Source organism: Microbacterium sp. K35 (assembly GCF_004794375.1).
Taxonomy (GTDB): Bacteria; Actinomycetota; Actinomycetes; order Actinomycetales; family Microbacteriaceae; genus Microbacterium; species Microbacterium sufflavum.
The window spans coordinates 1-2,069 of record NZ_SSDM01000196.1 but is presented as its reverse complement, the minus strand read 5'-3'; the positions used below and the strand labels follow the sequence as shown (position 1 = coordinate 2,069).

Here is a 2,069-nt window from a genome sequence, read left to right as displayed (position 1 = left end):
CGAGCGCGGCCTCGGGCGACGGCGCCCGCATCAGCGAGGTGAGCGAGATGAGCTGCTCGGTGCCCGCGGCGGTGCCCGCAGCGATCGCGGCGGGCATCATGACGGCCGCGGCGCCGATGCCGAGCCACGCCGTGAGGTCCTGGCTCCGGGCGAGGCGACCCTTCTGCCGGGCTTCGCGCAGGTGCTTGTCGGTCGCCTTCTCGCTGCGCTCCCCGCTGTCGGCGTCGCTCACGGCGTCACCCCCTGCATCAGCCGGAAGGCCTGGGAGGCGAGCGCGTCGATGATGCCGGGGAACGCCACGTACACGGCGCCGGCGAGCAGCAGCGTCAGCAGGATCTTCACCGGGAAGCCCATCGCGAAGGCGTTCAGCGCGGGCGCGACCCGGGTGATCAGGCCGAGGCCCACGTCGGCCAGGAACAGCACGAGCACGAGCGGGCCCGCGATCTGCACGGCCGCGAGCACCATCTGCGACACCCCGTCCACGAGCAGCTCGACGGGCCCGGCGACCGCGAAGATGCCGTCGACGGGCACCGCGTCGAAGCTGCGCGCGAGCCCTGCGAGGATCAGCTGGTAGCCGCCGGAGGCGAACAGCAGCGTCAGCGCCGTCAGGTGGAACAGGCGGGTGAACTGGGCGCCGTTGACCATCGCCGCCGGGTCGAACGCCTGGGCGAGCTGGAACCCGCCGAACACGTCGATCAGGCTGCCGGCGGCCTGCAGCGCCGCGAAGCACATCATCACCAGGAAGCCCAGCAGCGCGCCGGTGAGCACCTGGAGCACGAGCGCGCCGAGGAACGCGCCGGTGTCCAGCGGCTCGTAGCCGGGGGCGACGGCCGCGCCCACCGCGAGGGACAGCCCGATCGACAGCATGGCCTTCACGCGCACCGGGATCGCGCCGTAGGAGAACGGCGGAGCGATCATGATGAACGCCGTGATGCGCACGGCCGCGAGCATCGTGGCCTCCAGCCACGCGAAGTCGATCGGGATGTACACGCGCTCACCCGCTCAGCAGCGCCGGGATCCGGGCGAACATCTCGTTCGTGAAGGCGATGATCTCCGCGATCATCCAGTTGCCCGCGATCAGCAGGGCGATGCCGACCGCGACGATCTTCGGCACGAACGACAGCGTCACCTCCTGCACCTGGGTGATGGACTGCAGCAGCGAGATCGCGAAGCCCACCACGAGCGCGGTCACCAGCATGGGCGCGGCGAGCTTGGCCGCGATGAGCAGCCCCTGCGCGCCGATGTCGAGCACGGCCTCCGGGCTCATCCCACACCTCCGTAGCTCTCCAGGAGGGCCTTGATGATGAGCCCCCAGCCGTCCACGAGGATGAACAGCAGGATCTTGAACGGCAGCGAGATCATGACCGGCGGGAGCATCATCATGCCCATCGACATCAGCGCGGCCGCCACGACCAGGTCGATCACCAGGAACGGCACGAAGATCACGAAGCCGATGATGAACGCGGCCCGCAGCTCCGAGATCATGAACGCGGGGATCAGGGTGTACATCGGCACGCTCGCCGCGTCGTCGGGGTTGTCCTGACCGGCCATGCGGGTCATGAGCGCGAGGTCCTCCTCGCGCGTGTAGTGCAGCATCCACTCGCGCAGCGGGCCCTGGCCGATGTCGACCGCCTGCGTGAACGTGAGGGCGCCGTCGATGTAGGGCTGCACCGCGAGCGTGTTGATCTCGGTGAGCACGGGCCACATGATGAACAGCGACAGGAACAGCGACAGGCCCGCCAGCACCTGGTTCGGCGGGATCGTCGGCAGCGACAGCGCGTTGCGGGTCATCGCCAGCACCACGAAGATCTTCGTGAACGACGACATCATCAGCAGCAGCGCCGGAGCGACCGACAGCAGCGTGATGCCGAGCAGCGTGAGGATGGAGCCGGACGGGCTGCCGTCGACGCCGTTGATGTCGATCGAGACGCCCTCGCCCTGGTCGTCGGGCAGCACCTCGGCGTGCGCGGGACCGCCGCTGCACAGCACGAGCACCGCGACCACGAGCAGCACCGCGGCCGCGACGGCGAGCAGCCGCCACGGCGCGCGACGAGGCTCGACGGCCCGGG

General features: G+C 70.0%; 4 protein-coding genes. All 4 read right to left on the bottom strand.

Going from position 1 to position 2,069, the window contains the following annotated elements; translation table 11 throughout:
• A partial coding sequence (locus DW299_RS07520) for an EscU/YscU/HrcU family type III secretion system export apparatus switch protein (RefSeq protein ID WP_205812856.1) occupies window positions 1-232 on the bottom strand: 232 nt, incomplete at its 3' end.
• A complete protein-coding gene (locus DW299_RS07515) occupies window positions 229-990 on the bottom strand; it encodes a flagellar biosynthetic protein FliR (RefSeq protein WP_136036223.1) in 762 nt (253 codons plus the stop codon). The genes DW299_RS07515 and DW299_RS07520, both read right to left, overlap by 4 nt.
• A gap of 4 nt (window positions 991-994) precedes the next feature.
• Window positions 995-1,267 (bottom strand): flagellar biosynthesis protein FliQ, encoded by a 273-nt coding sequence (gene fliQ / locus DW299_RS07510; RefSeq protein WP_136029649.1) that lies wholly within the window; start codon window positions 1,265-1,267, stop codon window positions 995-997.
• Window positions 1,264-2,069: flagellar type III secretion system pore protein FliP (gene fliP, locus DW299_RS07505; RefSeq protein ID WP_446724789.1), on the bottom strand; the 806-nt coding region annotated here is incomplete at its 5' end. The genes fliP and fliQ, both read right to left, overlap by 4 nt.